The following is an 18,690-nucleotide window of genomic DNA, read 5'->3' as shown; positions in this document are numbered from 1 at the left end:
CCTCGCCATTCACGCGTCGGCGGTGCGCATCCCCAGCAACGCGCGCAACCGCTTCAGCTCCACGCCGTAGGCGACGCAGCGCTCGCTGTCCCGGCGCATCAACGCGTCCACGCTGCCGGCATGGCGCTCGCCGCCGCCATGCACGTCCACGCAGGCTGGCGCGAACGGCAACGCGCAGAACGCCAGCAGGCGACGTACCTGCAACGCCGGTTCGGCACGCCATGCCTCGTAGTGGTGTTCGAGAAAGCGGCCGGGAAACAGCTGCCGCCAGTGCCGGCACAACGCGTCGTAATCGCTCCAGTAGCCGGTGACGTGGTCGAGGTCGTAGCTGAACTCGTGACGGTCGAGGAACAACTGCCGGTAGCAGGCGAAACAGGTTTCCAGCGCGCGGCGGCGGCTGTCGACCACGCGCGCGCCCGGCAGCATCGCGAGGATCGCCCCGACCAGCCGCCAGTTGCCCGGCGTGCGGTCGACCAGGCAGGCCTTGCGTCCGCGTGCCGCTTCGGCGCGGGCGAGGTAATCCCGGCCCAGTCGCTGCCAGTCCGCCGGCGTGGCCTGCGTCATCCACTGCACGCGCGGCTGCTGCCGGCGTTGCGTTTCGGCCTTGAGCACCTCTTCGACCGCATCCGATTCGTCGACCACCGCCACCGCCGGATGCGCGGCCAGCACCTGCGCGGTCAGCAGCGACCCGGCCTGCGGCATGCCGACCACGAACACCATGCCCTCGCCCAGCCGCGCGTCGATGGCGTCCGTCCGCCGCGTCTCGAACACCCGGCGCATCGCCTGCGCCTGCGCGCGGGACTTGGCCGGCTTCCAGGCCAGCGCGCGGTACATCTGCGCATTGGCCTTGCGCAGCGCGCGAAATGCGCCGGCGTAGTCGCCCTGGTCCTCCAGCGCGCGGGTCAACGCAAAACCCAGGCACACCCGCGCGCGCTGACTGGCCAGCGGCGAACGCAGCAGTTGTTCCAGATGCGCGACGTCGGCCGCGCCGAACGACGCCGTCTCCAGATCGGCGAGGCCGACCCAGGCATCGGCCAGGTCCGGCTGCAGGCGCAGCACCGCACGATAACTGTCGCCGGCCGGACCCAACGCACCCAGGCTCGCCTGCGCCTGCGCCAGCAGCATCCGCGCCGGCACGTGGCCGGGCTCGGCATCCAGCGCGCGATGCAAGGCGGTGATCGCCCCGGCCGGACGCTGCTGCAGCATGTACATCTTGCCGAGGTTGAACCACGCCGGCGCAAAGTCCGGCGCCTTGGCACAGCATCGCTCCAGGCCAGCCATTGCCGCCGCAGGCTCGCCGGCGGCGAACAGCGCCGTGGCCAGGTTCATGCGCACCAGCGGATCGTCCGGCAGCAACGCCCGCGCCCGCTGCAGGAAGGCCACCGCCGTCACGTAATCGCCGCGCACGTGCCGCACCAGCCCCTGCATGCGCAAGGCCTCGGCACAATCGGGCAGCATCGCCAGCACGCCATCGAGCGCCGCCTCGGCAGCCGGCAGGTCGTGCGCATCCAGCGCTGCGGAAGCACGCGCGAGCAACGCCCGCGCCGCCGCCGGCAAGCCGGCGGCACGGTCGCTCGTCAACGGATGATCCTGCAACGCCCCCATCCTCGTTCGCCCCTGTGGCCGCTGTGCAGCCCCATGGGTCAGCTTACGCGAGGGCAGGCACCGCATCAAAGAGCGAACGCAACCCTGCTGTCGCGAGCGACCGAAAGTCCATGTTCCGACGCCCCCTGACATGCCGGAAATCGAAAGCAGCTCGCCATGGCCGCTTTTGCCTCAACGGTCATCCACCAACCATCAGGCAGGGCAGCCTTCGCAGGTCACCCGAGCGATCCAGCAACAGGCATTGCATACGCGTTCGTCTGAACAAGCCATCACGAGACACATAGTGGATCGAGAAAACCAGATCGCCGTCGGTTGTCCAACGCGCATCATTCGGGCCACCGCGGAGGGAATACTTCCGCGTGGCGACAACTTCGCCATCGCGGTGCTGCTCCACGCGAAAAATGGCACCGGCACCGCTCCCCAGATGGTTCAATCCGGTGAGCACGATCAGCCCGAACGGCATCTTCACGATGCCGCGCACGTTTCCCTTGAGTACCGGATGCACCGTACCGCCCACATCGCGAAACACGAGTTCTCCGCCCCACTCGCCGCGATCCGCTCCAAGCAGTTGGCCGCCAAACGCGGCAAGGACATAGTCAGGCTCCTGGAGAAAGCGATCGGTATGCGTACCCGTCTCGTCGATCCCGGTTGTCTCCACCAGATAACCAGGAACAGACGCGGCACCCGCCGGGGCAGGTGCCACCGCCGCATGCGTGTTCGCCGGCCCGCGTATACGGACGGTTACGCGCCCCCAGACCGCGAGCGCCGTGCACAAGCAGAACACGGCAATCAACAGCACCGCCAGAGAGGCCATCAGGTATTTTCCGCGACCCGTCATGGCAAGCCCGATTCGTCGTTTCCGGAGACGTTCCTCAGCGGAGGAAAGGCAAGCCCGCTACTCGTGCAACCACCGCGCCGCATCCACCGCGTAATAGGTGAGGATCGCATCCGCACCGGCGCGCTTGAACGCGGTCAGCGATTCGAGCACCACCGCCTTTTCGTCCAGCCAGCCGTTCTGCGCGGCGGCCTTGAGCATCGAGTATTCGCCGCTGACCTGGTAGACGAAGGTGGGTGCGCCGAAGGCGTCCTTCACCCGGCGCAGCACGTCGAGGTACGGCAGGCCCGGTTTCACCATCACCATGTCGGCGCCTTCGAGCAGGTCCAGCTCGACCTCGCGCAGGGCCTCGTCGCTGTTGCCCACGTCCATCTGGTAGGTGTGCTTGTTGCCCTTGCCGAGGTTGGCCGAGGAACCGACCGCATCGCGGAACGGGCCGTAGAACGCGGAGGCATATTTCGCCGAGTAGGCGAGGATGCGGGTGTGGATGTGGCCGGCCGCTTCCAGCGCATCGCGGATGGCGCCGACGCGGCCGTCCATCATGTCCGACGGCGCCACGATATCCATGCCCGCCGCGGCCTGCGCCAGCGACATCTTCACCAGCGCCTCGACGGTGGGCTCGTTCATCACGTAACCGTGCTCGTCGATCAGGCCGTCCTGGCCGTGGGTGGTGTACGGGTCGAGCGCGACGTCGCCGATCAGGCCCAGCTCGGGATACTTCGCCTTCAGCGCGCGGGTGGCGCGGTGCATCAGGTTGTCGGGGTTCCACGCCTCGGCGGCGTCGAGCGATTTCACCCCGGCGCCGGGCGAGGGGAACAGGGCCAGCGCGGGAATGCCCAGGCGCACGCATTCGCCGGCCAGCTTCAGCAGTTCGTCGATCGAGAGCCGATCCACGCCGGGCATCGACGGCACCGCTTCGCGCCGACGCTCACCCTCGATCACGAAGGCGACCATGATCAGGTCGCTCGGCAGCAAGGTGTGCTCGCGCATCAGCGCGCGAGAGAAGGCGTCGCGGCGCATGCGGCGCATGCGGGTGGCGGGAAAGCTCATGGCGGTACTCGCAAGTCGGCAGCCCTCTATTTTACGCCTTTGCCCCGCACGCAGCCGCGGCCCGCCGGCATCGCCATTCCGGCGCGTACGGATGCAAAACGCTGGACTACGCGGCACAACGGCGGCACGCTTGCTGTTCCGTTTCCGCAGGAAGCTACATGAGCCCGTCCCGCAGCGTACCCACCCTGCTCGTCGATCTGGGTGGCACCAACGTCCGCTTCGGCGTGGCCGACACCTCGCGCGAGCGCCCGCTGCTGGCCGACAGCATCCGGCGCTATCGGGTTGCCGAGCACGATTCGCTGGTGGCCACCGCCCGGCAGTACCTCGACGAAACGGGGCTGACGGTGAAGCGCGCCATCGTCGCCGCGGCCGGACGCATCGTCGACGGCGAGACGGTGAAGGTCACCAACAATCCGTGGGCGATCTCGGCCCACCAGACCGCCGAGGCGCTGGGCCTGGAGCATGTGCACCTGGTCAACGACTTCGCCGCGCAGAGCATGGCGGTGACGCTGCTGCACGGCGACGACCTGGTCGACGTGGGCACGGTGCCGCGGCCGGTGGTCGGTGCCGAGGACGAACAGACTTTTGCCATCGTCGGCCCCGGTACCGGCCTGGGCGTGGGCGGCCTGCTGGTGCGCGGCGGTCACTGCAGCGTGCTGCAGACCGAAGGCGGCCACGCCGGCTTCGCCGCGCACACGCCGGAGGACATCGCGATCCTCGACTACCTCAACCACAAGTACGGCCGCGTCTCCAACGAACGGCTGATCTGCGGCCAGGGCCTGGTGAACCTGTACGACGCGATCTGCCACATGGTCGGCGCACAACCGGCCGACCTGAAGCCCGAAGACATCACCGCCCGGGCCAAGGCCGACAGCTGCCCGCTGTGCACGCGCACGGTGGAAACCTTCGCCGGCATCTTCGGCAGCGTGGCCGGCGACCTGGTGCTCACGCTCGGCGCGTGGGACGGCGTCTACCTCACCGGCGGACTGATCCCGGTGCTGCTGCCGTGGCTGGAGCGCGGGCGCTTCCGCGAGCGCTTCGAAGCCAAGGGCCGCTTCCGCGACATCATGGAAAAAGTACCGACCCAGGCGATCATGAACCCGGAACCGGGGCTGCTCGGCGGCGCCGCGCTGGCCGTGCTGGACTCGGGCCGGCCATTGCTGCCGCGGCGCGAGAGCAGCCATGCCACGGCGTGACGGCGCCTTCCTGTTCGATCTGGACGGCACCCTGATCGACAGCGTCTACCAGCACGTGCTGGCGTGGAAGCAGGCGCTGGACGCCGAGGGGCTGGACATTTCGGTGTGGCGGATCCATCGCAAGATCGGCATGAGCGGCGGCCTGTTCGCCAACATGCTGTTGCGCGAGACGACTTTGCCGATCACTGCCGAGCGACTGGATCGCATGCGCGAGCATCATGCCGAGGCGTTCAACCGCATGCATGCGCAGGGCGCGGTGCGGCCGCTGCCCGGCGCGCGCGAATTGCTCGACTACCTCGGCGCGCAGGACATCCCGTGGGCAATCGCCACCAGCGGGCGGATGGAAACGGCCCGGCACAACCTGGAGGCGCTCGGCATCGATCCGTCGAAGGTGCCGGTGGTCACGCGCGACCAGGTGCGCCATGCCAAGCCCGACCCGGATTTGTTCATGGAAGCGGCCGAGCGGCTCGGCGTGGACATCCGCCAATCGCTGGTGATCGGCGACAGCGTGTGGGACATGCTTGCCGCGCAACGCGCCCGCACGCTGGGCGTGGGCGTGCTCTCCGGCGGCTACGGCCAGGCCGAGCTGCAGCAGTCCGGTGCATTCCGCGTGTACGAGGACCCCGCCGACCTGCTGCGCCACATCGACGAAGTGGCGGCGCGCGATTGAGCCGGCCGCGCTTCACTGAACCGGCGCGGCGCGCATCATGAAAAGTTAATCACCGGCAACAAGTCGGGCGCTAGGCTGAACCGGCCTCGCCCTCTTCCGGAGCCGTCCCATGCGTCGCCTCATCGCCAGCCTCCCGCTCGCCCTGCTGCTCGCCGCCTGCTCGCCCGCGCCCACGCCGCCAGCCCCTGGCGAAGCACAGACGGCGCCCGCCAACCCCGCCCTGGGCTCGCCGGAATGGCTGGCCTGGGTCGACCAGTCGCTCGCCATCAGCGACAAGGGCCACGGCCCCGACCCCGGTTCCCCCGAGTGGAACCAGGCCGTGCAGCGCAAACTGGGCGAGGAAGCCCCGCAATCCACCCCGGGCTCGCCGCAATGGCAGCAGTCGGTCGACGCGCTGCTGCGCACGCGGCTGCCGCCGGGGTCGTGAATACAGAGGCGCGCAGCGAGTTGCAGGCCACCGAGGCCAGCGGCGATGCGGGCGCAATCGCCAAAGCCAAGGAGCTGCTCATGGGGCGCGCCCGGTCGAAGGGACGATGGATACCGCTCAACCCTCGCCGACACCCGGCCCCGACACGTTGCCGTCGGCGAATACCGACGAGCGCGGCGGGTTTCAGCCACGCAGGCGATCCATCGTCACGTTGCCGGTGCTGCCCGCCTTGCGCGTGAAGCGAAACCGGAACGCCAGCCTGATCGGCACGAATTCGACCTTGATCACCGGACCGTCGCAACCCGGCGCCTGCGCAGCGTCGTATCCCTGCGGGTAGGTGCATCGCCGGGACCGGGCGAAGCGCCACGACGACGTCGCCTGCCTGGCGCTGCGCATCAATTCGGCGGCAACGTCGCCGATCCTCGCCGGGCAACCGGGCAGGCCCGTCAGTGGTGCGCTGGCATAAACGAGGCCGTCTCGATCAATCGACACCTCCAGGCAGACGACCACCTCACCGCGTGGCGCGTCCGCCGTCGCGGGGTAATTGGGCAACTGCAGCGGCGCCAGGGGCTCGCCGATGACGAAGCCCTGGTTTTCGGACATGGCATAACTCTCGGCGTTGGCCGGGATGAAGGTTTCCACGCTGGAACCGCGAACCTCACCGACATCCTGATGGGCGCAGCCAGCGAGCCACGACGCCAAGATGATGAAGAACGCACTGCGCCACGTGCGGAGGGTCCGATGTTTCACGATTTCTTCCTTGTCATCGCGTTGACTGGCGGGGCGTTCCGGACGCTGGCTACGAAACCGACTCCGGCGCCAGCAGCGCATCCAGGTCAGCTTCGTCGAAGCGCAGTTTCTCGCGGCTGCCGCCGCCTTCGAGCACGGCGTCGGCAAGTTCGGCCTTGCGCAGTTTCAGTTCCTCGATGCGCTCTTCCACCGTGCCGCTGGTGATCAGGCGGAACACGAACACCGGCTTGTCCTGGCCGATGCGGTGTGCGCGGTCGCTGGCCTGCGCCTCGGCGGCGGGGTTCCACCACGGGTCGTAGTGGATCACGGTATCGGCGGCGGTGAGGTTCAGGCCCACGCCGCCGGCCTTCAGCGAGAGCAGGAACAGCGGCACCTCGCCGTCCTGGAAGCGCTGCACCGGCTCGGCGCGGTCGCGGGTGTCGCCGGTGAGGGTGACGTAGCGGATGCGCCGGCGGTCGAGCTCGGCGGCGATCAGTTTCAGCATGCCGGTGAACTGCGAGAACAGCAGCACCTTGCGGCCCTCGTCCAGCAGCGCGGGCAGCATGTCCATCAACAGCTCGAACTTGGCCGATTCGCGCACGCCGCGCGCCGCCTCGAGTTTCACCAGGCGCGGGTCGCAGCACACCTGGCGCAGCTTGAGCAGCGCATCGAGCACCACGATGCCCGAATGCGCGATGCCGCGCTGGGCGATCACCTCGCGCAGCTCCTCGGTCAGCGACAGGCGCAGACCTTCATACAGTTCGCGCTGGCGGCCTTCCAGCACCACGCGGCGGGTGATCTCGGTCTTCGGCGGCAGTTCCTTCGCCACCTGCGCCTTGGTCCGGCGCAGGATGAAGGGCGCCAGGCGCAGGTTCAGGCGTTGCTGGCACTCCTCGTCGCGTTGCTTCTCGATCGGCACGCGGTAGTGGCGGCGGAACGCGCCTTCGTCGCCGAGCAGGCCGGGCACGGCCAGGTCGATCTGCGACCAGAGTTCGCCCAGGTGATTTTCCAGCGGGGTGCCGGTGAGACACAGGTAGCGTGGCGTGCGCAGGCTGAGCAGCGCGCGGCGTGCCTGCGTGCGCGGGTTCTTCACCTGCTGGGCCTCGTCCAGCACGATCAGCGCGAACGGCTGCTGGCGCAGCGCGGCGACATCGCGCGGCAGCAGGGCGTAGCTGGTCAGCACGATGTCCTGCGCGCCGAGCTGATCGAATTCTTCCGCGCGCTGCGGGCCATGCAAGGTCAGCACCTTGAGCATCGGCGCGAAGCGGGCGATCTCCGACTGCCAATTGGGAATCAGGCTGGTGGGCACCACGATCAGCGCGGGCTGGGTCAGCGCCCCGCCGTGCTTGAGCGACAGCAGATGGGTGATCAACTGCAAGGTCTTGCCCAGGCCCATGTCGTCGGCCAGCACGCCGCCGACGCCGGCCTCGGCCAGCGCGTTCAACCAGCGCAGGCCTTCGCGCTGGTAGGGCCGCAGTTCGGCGGCAAGCCCTTCGGGCACGGCATCGCTGGCGCGCGCGGCGGCGTCACGCAGGCGTGCGGCGAAACCGAGCAGCGGCTCGGCTGCCTGCAACGTGCCGCCAGCGGGCATGGCGGCGGCCAGTTCCTCCAGTCGGCCGGCCTGCACGCGCGGCAGGTGCAGTGACTTGCGCGGCTTCTCCAGGTATTCGGCCAACGGCGCCAGCAGGCCGCGCAGTTCGCGCAGGCGCACCGGTACGCGCCGGCGCGCATCGACCGGGGCGTACCACACCGCATCGTCGGGCTCATTCGCCGCCGGGCTGAGGGTCAACTGGTGCTCGGCCAGCGCTTGCGCCACGGCGGGCAAAAGGTTGTGGCGCTGGCCATCGACCTCGATGCCGATCTCCAGGTCGAAGGCGTGGTCGTCGACGTCCTCGGCCGCCTGGCCATACCAGCGAACCGGCCCTTCGAGCACCTCGAACGGGAAGCTGGGCGCGTACTCGACGAGGAAATTTTCTTCCTCGAGCTTGGGGCGCAACGCCAGCCAGCGCGCCGGCGTGTTGACCTCCAGTGCGCCGGCATAACCGGCGCCGGGGAACAGCCAGACGTCTTCGGGCAGGGTTTCGGCCACGTCCCACGGCAGCCCCTCGGTATCCACGCCGGGGGTGAGCCCGACGCGTTCGAGCTGCTCCATCGCGGTGAGTTCCTCGGCACGGCGGCGGGTGATCTCGACCAGTTGGCCATTGCGCACGCGGCGCACCAGCGGCTCGCCGCCGCGGCCGGGCAAACGCTCCCCGGCGTAATCGAAGGCCAGCCGCGCATAGCCCAGCGGCGGCGTGCCGGCCGCCAGCCGCGCGTGGCGGGTCAGCGCATGCAGGATCAGCACCGGCTTGGGCGCCAGCTGCGAGCGCTTGAGATCGCCGAACACCTGCGGCAGCGGCACGCGCGTGGCCAGCCGGCTGTTCGGCAGCTTGTTGCGCAGGCGGCGGCCATGCTCGTGTTTCAGCGGCGGCAGCTCCAGCCACTGGGTTTCCTCGGCCGGCGCATCGAACAGGCCCAGGGTCGCGCGCTCGGCGTCCAGGTACCACAGCGCGTCGACGCGCAGCAGGCGCTGGCTGTTGGGCAGCAGCGGCAGCAGGCGCTGGCTGCCGTCGGCCTCCATCTGCCAGTGCCAATTGAGCGGGTGCGACTTGCCGCGCGACAGGCGCAGGCCGGCCAAGCCGCCGAGAAAGCACGGCGCGGTATCGAGCACCTCGGCCAGCAGGCTGTCGCCGACGTGGCCGCCAAGGCGGGCATAGCTGCGGCTCTTGCGCACGCTCAGCGGCAGGCCCAGCACGCTGGCGGCCAGGCGCTGCTCGTGCGGCTGCAGCGGGGTCTGCACCAGGTGGCGGCTGTCCAGCGGCACCGGGCGGCTGTAGCGACCGTGCTCGACCACGCTGAGCAGTACCGGCGCCACGTCGACGCGGGCGAACGCCGCGCCCTCCTCGGGCACCACTTCGACGAAGAAGCCGAGTACGCCACCGTCCTCACTCGCCGCGGGTTTGGGCGCAGCCAGCAGCCGCCGCCAGGCCGGCGGCAAGGTGTCGTCGTCGCCAGCCGGGGGGCCGGCGACGCGCTGCTTCTCGTCCGATTGCGGCATCCGCATGCGTTCCGTAGCAACGACCAAATGCTTGAGCTTAGCAGCGCGAGTGCCGGATGCGGCGACGGCCGCGGCACCCGCCGCCGGTCCTGCGTCAGTCGTTGCCGAACAGCCCGTGCGGATATTCCGGCTTCTGCTCGCGCGCCATCAGTGCCTTGAGCCCTTCGGCCGGGGTGACCTCGCCGTGCAACACGGCGCGCACGCCGGCGCTGATCGGCAGGTCCAGGCCATGCTTGGCGGCCAGCCGCGCCACTTCGTCGGCGGTGAGGATGCTCTCCACCACCTGGCCGATCCGGCGCACCGCTTCGTCGATCGCCACGCCCTGGCCCAACGCCAGGCCGAGCCGGCGATTGCGCGAGAGGTCGCCGGTGCAGGTCAGCACCAGGTCGCCGAGGCCGGACAGGCCGATCAGCGTTTCCGGCCGTGCGCCCAGCGCCACGCCCAGGCGCAGCATCTCGTTCATGCCGCGGGTGATCAGGCCGGCGCGGGCGTTGAGGCCCAGGTTCATGCCGTCGGCGATGCCGGTGGCGACGGCCAGCACGTTCTTCATCGCGCCGCCGAGCTCGGCGCCGAGCACGTCGCCGCCGGAGTACGCGCGCAGGTTGGGCGCATGCAGCAGGCCGGCGAGTTGTTGCGCGAAGGCATCGTCGTCCGAATGCACGGTGACCGCGCTGGGCAAACCGGTGGCCACCTCCCTGGCGAAGGACGGCCCGGTGATGACCGCCGCCGGCCGGCCCGGCAACTTTTCCGCCACCAGTTCGTGCAGGAAACGCCCGGTACCGGGTTCGAAGCCCTTGGTCGCCCAGGCGATCGCGGTGCCCGCGTCGAGCAGCGGCGCCAGTGCGTCGAGCATCGCGGCGAACGCATGGCTGGGCACCACGATCAGCACGATATCGGCGCCGCGCACGGCCGCGCCGAGATCCGCCTCGTAACCCAACGCCTCCGGCATAGTGACGCCTGGCAGGTAGCGCGCATTGCTGCGTTGCTGCGCCATCTGCGCCAGCGCGTCGGCATCGCGGCCCCATAGTCGGGTGGGTACGCCGTTGCGGGCGCCGAGCGCGGCCAGAGCCGTGCCCCAGGAGCCCGCGCCGAGCACGGTCAGCTTCGGCTTGTCAGGCATGCCCGAAGCTCAGCTGTTGAGCATCACCGGGGCTTCGTCGCCACCGGCACCACGGCGCAACTGTTCGGCGAACAGCGCGTCGAAATTGATCGGCTGCAACAGGAACGGCGGGAAGCCGCCTTCGAGCACCATCGAGGAAATCACCTGGCGCGCATACGGGAACAGCAGGTTCGGGCAATAGCTGCCCAGGATGCCGGCCTTGTCGGTGTCGCCGAAACCGGCGATGCCGAACACGCCCGCCTGCTCCACTTCCGCCAGGTACGCCGTGCGCTGGCCGACCGTGCAGGTCAGGGTCAGACTGAGCACCACTTCATACAGGTCGTTGCCCAGATCGCTGGCCTTCTGGCCCAGGTTCAGCTGCACCTGCGGCTGCGCGTTCTCGTCGATCTCCTGGAAGATCTGCGGCGCGTTGGGCGCCTCGAAGGAAACGTCCTTCACGTAGATCTTCTGCATCACCAGCTGCGGCTGGCTGGCCTGGCCGTTGGCCTGGTCGTTGTTGATCTCTTGTGCCATCGGGTGGTCCTCTCAAAGACGGGCGGTCAAGCAAAGAGGCTGATTGTTCCATACATCCCCGTCTGGCGCACCCATCCGCACCCTTGAACGGGCGTCCGAGGATTGCGCCCAACCGCTTGTTTCTGCGACAATGCGCGGCTCGCCTCATGTCGGCCCGGTTCTCCGGGTGGTCCGCCACGCAATGCGGACCCACGCGACCGGGCCATGCAACACCTCCGGCATTGCGTGGCGCACCGCGTCGCTGGGCCGATGCCGCCCTGGCCAACGGGTGGCAATCACGGCTTCAACCGAAGCCATTCTTGGGAGGTCGTCATGGCCCGTGTATGTCAAGTCACCGGAAAGGGTGTGCAGAGCGGCAACAATGTCTCGCACGCCAACAACAAGACCCGCCGCCGCTGGTTGCCCAACCTGCATGAGCGTCGCTTCTGGGTCCCCAGCGAAAGCCGCTGGATCAAGCTGCGCGTTTCCAACCACGCCCTGCGCACGATCGACAAGAATGGCATCGAGGCCGTGATTGCCGACATGCGTGCCCGCGGCGAAAAGGTCTGAGGAGCACACCATGGCCAACAAATCGCAAGACAAGATCCGCCTGATTTCTTCGGCCGGCACCGGCCACTTCTACACCACGCAGAAGAACAAGAAGAACACCCCGGAAAAGTTCGAGTTCAAGAAGTACGATCCGGTGGTGCGCAAGCACGTGATCTACAAGGAAGGCAAGATCAAGTGAGGTCATGGCGCATTCGCGCGTAGCGCGAGTGCCCTTGCCATGACGTCATCCCTGCGAAGGCAGGGATCGCTCTTGCTCTTGCGCTCTCCACAGCATCCGCAACAGCGATCTTGACTCCTCCAGGAAAACCCGCCGCCCGGCGGGTTTTCCTTTTGCCCGAAGCCCGCCTATCGCGCATCATCGGGCCATGACATTCCCCGCCCTGTTCCCCACCCTGCTTGGCGATGACGCCTGGCGCGCCTTGCCCGCGGCCGTGCAGGCGATGCACGGCGCCGCACCGCTGCTGCGCGCGAGCGGCGTGGCCGACGTCGATGGCGCCGGCCACTTCCCCGCGCGCTGCCTGCGCCGGCTGCTCGGCCTGCCCGCGCCCGGCCCGCAGCAGGCACTGGCGCTGACGATCGAGCGCCACGGCAACCGCGAAGTATGGACGCGCCGGTTCACCGGCCGACGCATGCAGTCCAGGCTCGACCGCCACGCCGGCTCGCCGCTGCTGCACGAACATCTCGGGCCGGCCACGCTGCGCTTCGCGCTGCGCCGCGACGGCGACGCGATCGACTGGCAACTGCGGGGCGTGAGCCTGTTCGGCCTGCGGTTGCCGCGCTCCTTCTGCGGCACGGTGCGGTCGCGCAGCGGTGCGCACGACGGGCGCTACGCCTTCGACATCGACGTGCGCCTGCCGTTGCTCGGTCGGCTCGTCGCCTACCGCGGCTGGCTGGAGATCGACCGTGTCACCTGAAGGCGAACACCCCGTCATCGTCTTCGATGGCGTCTGCGTGCTGTGCAGCCGCTGGGTGGATTTCATCCTGCGTCACGACCGTACCGGCCGCTTCCGGCTGGCGGCGATGCAGGGGCAACATGGTCGCGCCCTGCTGGTGGCGCACGGCTTGTCGCCGGACGACCCGGTGTCGTTCCTGCTGGTCGAGCAGGATCGGGGTTACCGCGACACGGACGCCATTGTCCGCGTGCTTCGCCACTTGGGCGGGCCGTGGCGCCCGGCAAGCGCGATGCTGCGCATGGTTCCACGCCGCTGGCGCGACGGCGCCTACCGCTGGCTCGCCCGCCACCGATACCGCCTGTTCGGTCGGCGCGCACAATGCCGCCTGCGCGAGCCGGACCAGGCGTGGCGCTTCATCGACTGAGCACCTCGACGCCGGTGCGCAACGCGAATCCCTCGAAGCCGGCGACGATCTGATCGAGCGCAAGCAATCCCATGCAGGGCATGGCGCCCTTCTCGGCCAGCAGACCATCCGCCCAGCGCCGCGCAAACACGATCGCCGGCGTCACCGGCACCTGCGGGCCATCGCCCGCGTCGGCATCCAGCCACCAGCACAGGTGCAGCGGCCGGCCTTGCTCGTCGGTGCCACGCAACTCCACCACCATGCCGCCGACATCAGTGCCCAGGCGCACGAACCATTCGCTCATGCGCCGCAGTGCGGGCGCGTGGCGCGCGAGATCGCGGATCAGGCCCAGTCGCACCAGTACGCCCATGCCCCAGGTCGCCCATTGCAGCAAGGGCAGTTCGAGGCCGGCGCGGAAGACCACCGAACGCGCCTGCGGATAACGCGCGTGAAACAGTTCGAGATCCGGAACATCGCAGACGCCGACGCGGCGATGGCCGAACGGGAACCATTGGCGCCGGCTGTCCATCCAGCCATGCACCGTGTCCCAGCGGCCCTCGCGCCAGACGCGGATCGGCCGCCCGCAATAGCCGAGGATGGAGGCCACCGTAGCATTGCCGCGCGGCGTGCGGTTGCCGGGATTGATCGCGTGTTCGATGGCGTCGAGCCGGCCGAAGCGGGGCAACAGCGCATCGACCGCCGCTGAACTCAGCGCCGGCACGCTGGACGCACCGCTGACCAGCAGCCGGCCCGCACACCGTGCGCGCTCGTTTAGCCGGGAAAAGCCGCAGACAAAATCACGGCCATCGGCGAGGTCGATGTAATCACTGCCGGCGTCGATGCACGCTTCCGCGACACGATAATCCTGCCCCTGGAACGGGCCGGCGGCGTGGATCACCAGATGCGGTTCGAGCGCGGCCAGCGCCGCCGGAAAGTCCGCACTCGCCGTATCCAGTGCATGGACGCGCACACGCGCATCGCCGATCGCCGCGCGCAATGCCTCCAGCGACGCCTTGTGGCGTCCAGCCAGCAACAGTTCGAAACGTGCGTCGTGCGCAAGCCGCGTCGCGATGCGCGAACCGAACACGCCGGTCGCGCCAAGCACCACCACCCTCGGGGTCATTCCGTACCTCCCTGTCGATGCGCAAGGGTTCGAGCTTGCCATGCGCCGCCCGAACGGAGAAACCGGGGCACACGAAGCCCCGGCTCTTCGGGGCAACCTCGCCCCCCGGCCGGAGGCTGCCCTGAAAGCGTCCACCATGTGTCCGGTCTAAACACAGAGTCGGGGGTTCCCTCAAGGCAAACGAAAAGCCCGCCATCGAGGCGGGCCTGGTTCGGGTCGATGCCGCCGGCGCTCAGGCCGTGGCGACCGTGTAGCCCTTGAGCCGCTGGGCGAACTCCTGCAGCGCGCGGATGCCGCTTTCCTCGGCCTCGTGGATCCACTGCTGCAAACCCTTCAGCGCCTGGTCGGCACCGCGCTGTTCCATCAGCGCCGCAAGGCGGCTGCGGAACTCGACCACGGTCTTCAGTGTGGGGCGCTTGGCCAGCATCGCCTGCATGCGGTCGCGGCCCTCGCTGTCGAGCCAACGGCCGCCGTCGGCCATGGCCAGCCGCATCCGGCGCGGGATCGCCCTGATGTTCTCGCCGGCGTGCTGCGCCTCGTCGCGCAGAGTCGGCACGATCACGCCGCGGTAGTAGTCGGTCATCGCCTGGAAGCGATGGGTGAGCACCGCCTTGAGCGTGTCGGCGTCGGGCAGGCGCACGTTCGGGCGCACGTCCAGCGAGGGCGCCACGCGCAGCACCTTGGCCAGGCCCACGGCACGCAGGCCGCAGATCGCCGCCCAGCCGATATCGAACTCCCACTTGCGCAGGGCGAACTTGGCCGAGCTGGGGAAGGCGTGGTGGTTGTTGTGCAGCTCTTCACCGCCGATCCAGAAACCCCACGGGATCAGGTTGCGCGCGGTGTCGGCGCTCTCGAAGTTGCGGTAGCCGGCCCAGTGGCCGATGCCGTTGACGAAGCCGGCGGCCCAGAACGGGATCCACACCATCTGCAGCGCCCACAGCGCCGCGCCGATCACGCCGAACAAGGCCACGCTGATGAACAACATCAGGGTCGGGCCCCAGTAGGGATGCGCGCCATAGAGCTTGTGCTCGATCCAGTCGTCGGGCGTGCCGCGACCGTACTGCGCCATGTCCTGCTTGTTCTCGCAGGCGTCGCGGTAGAGCGACACGCCATCCCAGAACACCTTGCGGATGCCGTAGATCATCGGGCTGTGCGGGTCCTCCGCAGTCTCCACCTTGGCGTGGTGCTTGCGATGCACCGCCACCCATTCGCGGGTGACCATGCCGGTGGTGAGCCAGCCCCAGAAACGGAAGAAGTGCGCCAGCACGGGGTGGAAATCCACGCCACGATGGGTCTGGCTGCGGTGCAGGTACAGCGTCACCGTGAAGATGGTGAGCTGGGTCACCACCAGCATGTAGATGGCGATCTGGCCCCAGCTCGCGTTGGCGAGGCCGTGGTTGAGGAAATCGAGTACCGCGTCAAGCATGAAAGTTACCGAATGGGGATGGAACGGGGGGACGGGGTGGAGTCTAATTCGGGGAATGCCATACCCACCAGCATGGCCGAGTCATGATGGTAACAGCCTGTCAAGAGGCGGAAGTGAAACCGGCGTTGGTTGGCAGCGCGCACGATCGCCTGTTGTCTAACCATGGGGGCGCCGTGACAATCAGGCAATGACCACGATCATCCCCCCCGACCCGCCGCCCGCCCTGCAGCTGGATCACGTCGCACGCCGCCGCGCCGGTCGCGTTGCCGTGCGCGATCTCAGCCTGAGCCTGCCGCGCGGCCAGGTGCTGGGCCTGCTCGGCGTCAACGGCGCCGGCAAATCGACCACCTTGTCGATGATCGCCGGGGCGCTGCGCCCGGACCGCGGCGTCATCAAGCTGAACGGCGAGGACTTCCTGGAACACCCGGAGCTGGCTCGCACATGCATCGGCTGGCTGCCCGAACGCGCGCCGCTGTGGCCGGAACTGACCGTGACCGAACACTTGGACGCGCACGCCCGCATCCGCGGCCTGAATGGCGCCGCCCTGCGCGCGGCCCGCAGCGCGATCATCGAGCGGCTGGAACTGCAACCGCTGGCGCGGCGCCTGGCCGGTGTGCTGTCGCAGGGCCAGCGCCAGCGGCTGGGGCTGGCCTGCGCGCTGGTGCACCGCCCAGCGCTGCTGGTGCTGGACGAACCGGCGAACGCACTCGACCCGGTGCAGGTGGCCGCGCTGCGCAGCCTCATCCGCGAGCAGGCCGCCGCCGGCACCGCGGTGATCCTGTCCACGCATGTGCTGGCCGAAGTCACCGCGGTGTGCGATCGCGTGGCGATCCTGCACGAGGGCGCGTTGCAGCACGAAGGCACGGTCGAGGCCGGCGATCATGCGGCGCTGGAACGGCGCTTCTTCGAGATCGCGATGAACCCGCGCCCGGCGCAGGCCGCATGAGCACGTGGGCGGTGACTCGCCTGGAATGGCGTCGCCTGCTGGTGCGTCCGCTGGGCTGGCTACTCGCAGCGCTGACCCTGGCCTGGCTGGGCTGGAACTTCACCGTACTGCTGGGCAGTTTCCTGGCCGGCCAGGTTCAGCGCGCCGCCCTGCCCGACGGCCCCGGCTTCACCGATCTGGTGGCGGTACCGCTGCTGGGGCAACTCGCGCAACTCGCGTTCCTGGTGGTGCCGCTGCTGACCATGTCGGCGATCGCCGGTGAACGCCGCAACGGCACGCTGCCGCTGCTGTTTGCCGCCGGCGTGCCGGCGTCGCGCATCGTGCTTGGCAAGTACCTTGCGCTGCTCGGCTGGTTGCTGCCGTGGTTGGCGCTGACCCTGGCCATGCCGCTGACGCTGGCGCATGCCACCGATCTGGACTGGGGCAAACTCGCCGCCGCCGCCCTCGGCCTGGCGTTGATGCTGGCCGCGCTGGCGGCGCTGGGGCTGGCCTGTTCCAGTTTCGCCAGCCACCCGGCCATCGCCGCGGCCGCCGCGCTGATCCTGGGACTGGCGCTGTGGAGCGTGAACCTGGGCGCGCAGATGGCCGGCATCGACGGCGGCGCGATCAACTGGCTGGCGATGAGCACGCACGTGCAACCGCTGCTGCGCGGCCTGGTCTCCAGCGCCGACATCCTGTGGTTCGCGCTGCTGATCAGCCTCTCGCTGGCGCTGGCCACGCGCCACCTCTCCACCGAGCGGGAGCGCGGCTGATGCGCAGCGTATTCAGACGTCTGGACGGCTGGTTGTTCGCGCTGCTGTTGCTGCTGGGCTGCGCCGCGATCGGTTATCTCGGCACGCGCCACGTCTACGTAGCCGACTGGACCGCGAACGGTCGCATCAGCCTGTCGCCGGAAAGCCGCGCGGTGCTGGCGAAACTCGACGGGCCGGTGGACATCGTCAGCTACGCCAGCCCGCAGGGCGACCTGCGCCAGACCATTGCCGGCTTCCTGCAGCGCTACCAGATGGTGAAGCGCGACATCAGCCTGCGCTTCGTCGACCCGCAACTGGACCCGGCCCGGATGCGCGAGCTGGGGATCACTGTCGACGGCGCGCTGATCCTGCATTACCGGGGTCACGAGCAACGCCTGGACGAGTTGTCCGAGCGCAGCCTGACCAACGCGCTGGAGCGGCTGCAGCGCGGCAACGACCGCATCGTCGCCTTCGTCACCGGCGACGACGAGCGGCGCGCCGACGGCCAGGCGAATGCCGACATGGGCACCTTCATGGCGCAGCTGGAAAGCCGCGGCATGCGCGCGGTGCCGCTCAACTTCTCGCAGGTCAACGCGGTGCCCGAACACACCGACCTGGTGGTGCTGGCCAGCCCCACGGTATCGCTCGCGCCGGGCGCGGTGCAGGCCCTGGTCGACTACGTGCAGGCCGGCGGCAATCTGCTGTGGCTCACCGAGCCGGCCAATGACGAACTCGGCCTCAAGCCGCTGGCCGACGTGCTGGGCGTGCGCGTGTTGCCGGGCGTGCTGGTCGACGGTTCCGGTTCGGCGCTGGGCCTGCACGATCCGCGCATGCTCGCGCTGGGCAGCTACCCGCCGCAGGCGATCACCCGCGGCTTCCAGCTCGCCACGCTGTTCCCGCAGGTGTCGGCGCTGGCCGAGGTGGCGCGCACGGGCTGGGCGACGCACGCCTTCCTGCGTTCCAGTCCGCAGAGCTGGACCGAGTTCCAGCCGATCGACAACACGAGAAGCTCCGACATCCGCTTCGACGCCGATGCAGGCGAGCTGAAAGGCCCGCTGGATTTCGGTTTCGCGTTGAGCCGGCTGTCGCCCAGTCCGGACAAGAGCGAACAGCGCGCGGTGGTGATCGGCGATGGGGATTTCCTCTCCAACACCTATCTCGGCAACGGCGGCAACCGTGCGCTGGGCGAGCGGGTGTTCAACTGGCTGCTGGGCGACGACAAGCTGGTCGACGTGCCGCCGCGCCGCGCGCCGGACCGTCTGCTGGAAATCTCGCAGGGCGAGTTGAACGTGCTGAGCTTCGGCTTCCTGTTCGGCCTGCCGCTGCTGCTGCTGGTGATCGGCGGCGTCATCGTGTGGCGCCGGCGGCGGCGCTGAA

General features: G+C 69.0%; 19 protein-coding genes. 10 read left to right on the top strand and 9 right to left on the bottom strand.

What is annotated here, in order from left to right; all coding sequences use genetic code 11:
* Positions 1 to 9 precede the first annotated feature (9 nt).
* The 3 genes from ACVCL3_RS12680 to hemB all read right to left on the bottom strand — a co-directional run bounded on the left by ACVCL3_RS12680 (position 10) and on the right by hemB (position 3,490).
* Positions 10 to 1,581, bottom strand: coding sequence for a sulfotransferase (locus tag ACVCL3_RS12680; RefSeq protein WP_447101473.1), 1,572 nt, complete (start codon positions 1,579 to 1,581; stop codon positions 10 to 12).
* Positions 1,582 to 1,783: 202 nt separating this feature from the next.
* A complete protein-coding gene (locus tag ACVCL3_RS12675) occupies positions 1,784 to 2,419 on the bottom strand; it encodes a hypothetical protein (RefSeq protein WP_447097897.1) in 636 nt (211 codons plus the stop codon).
* 81 nt (positions 2,420 to 2,500) lie between these two features.
* Positions 2,501 to 3,490, bottom strand: coding sequence for a porphobilinogen synthase (gene hemB, locus ACVCL3_RS12670; protein WP_447101472.1), 990 nt, complete (start codon positions 3,488 to 3,490; stop codon positions 2,501 to 2,503).
* Between the two features lie 158 nt (positions 3,491 to 3,648).
* Here hemB and glk point away from each other — a divergent pair, with 158 nt between their 5' ends.
* From glk to ACVCL3_RS12655, 3 genes are all read left to right on the top strand, one after another.
* The gene (gene glk, locus ACVCL3_RS12665) at positions 3,649 to 4,686 is read left to right on the top strand and encodes a glucokinase (RefSeq protein WP_395120417.1); all 1,038 of its coding nucleotides are present in this window, start codon (positions 3,649 to 3,651) and stop codon (positions 4,684 to 4,686) included.
* Positions 4,673 to 5,356, top strand: coding sequence for an HAD family hydrolase (locus ACVCL3_RS12660; protein WP_395120418.1), 684 nt, complete (start codon positions 4,673 to 4,675; stop codon positions 5,354 to 5,356). The genes glk and ACVCL3_RS12660 overlap by 14 nt, the downstream gene beginning before the upstream one ends.
* Before the next feature lie 109 nt (positions 5,357 to 5,465).
* Positions 5,466 to 5,783, top strand: coding sequence for a hypothetical protein (locus ACVCL3_RS12655; protein ID WP_395120419.1), 318 nt, complete (start codon positions 5,466 to 5,468; stop codon positions 5,781 to 5,783).
* Positions 5,784 to 5,966: 183 nt separating this feature from the next.
* On the opposite strand, the gene ACVCL3_RS12650 is transcribed toward ACVCL3_RS12655, so the two are convergent.
* From ACVCL3_RS12650 to secB, 4 genes are all read right to left on the bottom strand, one after another.
* Complete coding sequence (locus ACVCL3_RS12650) at positions 5,967 to 6,533, bottom strand: hypothetical protein (protein WP_447097894.1); 567 nt, start codon at positions 6,531 to 6,533, stop codon at positions 5,967 to 5,969.
* 49 nt (positions 6,534 to 6,582) lie between these two features.
* Complete coding sequence (locus ACVCL3_RS12645) at positions 6,583 to 9,609, bottom strand: DEAD/DEAH box helicase (RefSeq protein ID WP_447101471.1); 3,027 nt, start codon at positions 9,607 to 9,609, stop codon at positions 6,583 to 6,585.
* Positions 9,610 to 9,703: 94 nt separating this feature from the next.
* Positions 9,704 to 10,729, bottom strand: a complete 1,026-nt coding sequence (locus ACVCL3_RS12640) for an NAD(P)H-dependent glycerol-3-phosphate dehydrogenase (RefSeq protein WP_395120424.1) — start codon at positions 10,727 to 10,729, stop codon at positions 9,704 to 9,706.
* Positions 10,730 to 10,738: 9 nt separating this feature from the next.
* Positions 10,739 to 11,242 (bottom strand): protein-export chaperone SecB, encoded by a 504-nt coding sequence (secB, locus tag ACVCL3_RS12635; RefSeq protein WP_395120425.1) that lies wholly within the window; start codon positions 11,240 to 11,242, stop codon positions 10,739 to 10,741.
* Between the two features lie 312 nt (positions 11,243 to 11,554).
* Between secB and rpmB the strand changes: the two genes are divergently transcribed.
* The 4 genes from rpmB (at position 11,555) to ACVCL3_RS12615 (ending at position 13,108) form a co-directional block, all read left to right on the top strand.
* Positions 11,555 to 11,791: a 50S ribosomal protein L28 gene (gene rpmB, locus ACVCL3_RS12630; RefSeq protein ID WP_136258932.1), complete on the top strand. Its 237-nt coding sequence runs from the start codon at positions 11,555 to 11,557 to the stop codon at positions 11,789 to 11,791.
* A gap of 10 nt (positions 11,792 to 11,801) precedes the next feature.
* Positions 11,802 to 11,969 (top strand): 50S ribosomal protein L33, encoded by a 168-nt coding sequence (gene rpmG / locus ACVCL3_RS12625; protein ID WP_136258933.1) that lies wholly within the window; start codon positions 11,802 to 11,804, stop codon positions 11,967 to 11,969.
* A 187-nt stretch (positions 11,970 to 12,156) separates the two neighbouring features.
* Positions 12,157 to 12,705: a DUF4166 domain-containing protein gene (locus ACVCL3_RS12620; RefSeq protein ID WP_447097892.1), complete on the top strand. Its 549-nt coding sequence runs from the start codon at positions 12,157 to 12,159 to the stop codon at positions 12,703 to 12,705.
* Positions 12,695 to 13,108: a thiol-disulfide oxidoreductase DCC family protein gene (locus ACVCL3_RS12615; RefSeq protein ID WP_447097891.1), complete on the top strand. Its 414-nt coding sequence runs from the start codon at positions 12,695 to 12,697 to the stop codon at positions 13,106 to 13,108. Before ACVCL3_RS12620 ends, ACVCL3_RS12615 begins: the two co-directional genes overlap by 11 nt.
* Here ACVCL3_RS12615 and ACVCL3_RS12610 read toward each other — a convergent pair.
* Positions 13,098 to 14,210 (bottom strand): saccharopine dehydrogenase family protein, encoded by a 1,113-nt coding sequence (locus tag ACVCL3_RS12610; RefSeq protein ID WP_447101470.1) that lies wholly within the window; start codon positions 14,208 to 14,210, stop codon positions 13,098 to 13,100. The two genes, ACVCL3_RS12615 and ACVCL3_RS12610, sit on opposite strands and share 11 nt — an antisense overlap.
* Positions 14,211 to 14,442: 232 nt before the next feature.
* Positions 14,443 to 15,636, bottom strand: a complete 1,194-nt coding sequence (locus ACVCL3_RS12605) for a DesA family fatty acid desaturase (RefSeq protein ID WP_447097889.1) — start codon at positions 15,634 to 15,636, stop codon at positions 14,443 to 14,445.
* Between the two features lie 187 nt (positions 15,637 to 15,823).
* Here ACVCL3_RS12605 and ACVCL3_RS12600 point away from each other — a divergent pair, with 187 nt between their 5' ends.
* Genes ACVCL3_RS12600 through ACVCL3_RS12590 form a run of 3 tightly spaced genes read left to right on the top strand, consistent with a single transcriptional unit; the run spans position 15,824 to position 18,689 of the window.
* Positions 15,824 to 16,582, top strand: coding sequence for an ABC transporter ATP-binding protein (locus ACVCL3_RS12600; RefSeq protein WP_447097888.1), 759 nt, complete (start codon positions 15,824 to 15,826; stop codon positions 16,580 to 16,582).
* The gene (locus ACVCL3_RS12595) at positions 16,579 to 17,334 is read left to right on the top strand and encodes an ABC transporter permease (protein ID WP_447101469.1); all 756 of its coding nucleotides are present in this window, start codon (positions 16,579 to 16,581) and stop codon (positions 17,332 to 17,334) included. Before ACVCL3_RS12600 ends, ACVCL3_RS12595 begins: the two co-directional genes overlap by 4 nt.
* Entirely contained in the window at positions 17,334 to 18,689 is a 1,356-nt protein-coding gene (locus ACVCL3_RS12590) for a GldG family protein (RefSeq protein ID WP_447101468.1), read from the top strand. The genes ACVCL3_RS12595 and ACVCL3_RS12590 overlap by 1 nt, the downstream gene beginning before the upstream one ends.
* The last annotated feature ends 1 nt before the right edge of the window (position 18,690 follow it).

The organism is Rhodanobacter sp. UC4437_H4, assembly GCF_052978425.1.
This window is presented reverse-complemented; position numbering and strand designations above follow the sequence as displayed.